The 281-nt window shown below is 45.2% G+C and carries 1 pseudogene; it reads right to left on the bottom strand.

Annotation, left to right across the window (positions count from 1 at the left end):
* A pseudogene (locus AAEY62_RS21995) lies at positions 1-281 on the bottom strand (patatin family protein); the annotation flags it as partial.

Below are 281 nucleotides of genomic sequence, written 5' to 3' on the forward strand. Positions count from 1 at the left end.
GTTATAGGCTTCACGTACAGGTAAAGGTGCTGCAAGGCCGCCATCTAAGTAAAAGTCGGCTACTGCTGGTTCTACTTGCTCTAAGGCAAGCTCGGCTTCGTTAGCTGCTAAAGTATTCATCCAAGGTGTTAGTTTTACACCTTGCTTATACAAAAATGGTAACGCACTTGATGCTTTTAATAGCTCACGCCATTGCTTGCTCTCGCCTGTAGGCGCTAAAAAGTACGGTTTGCGGTCTCGTGAGTTAGTTGCTGTAATAAGCAATTCACGATCCCCTAAGT

Source organism: Pseudoalteromonas sp. GW168-MNA-CIBAN-0100 (genome assembly GCF_040309225.1).
In the GTDB taxonomy this organism is placed as follows: Bacteria; Pseudomonadota; Gammaproteobacteria; order Enterobacterales; family Alteromonadaceae; genus Pseudoalteromonas; species Pseudoalteromonas arctica.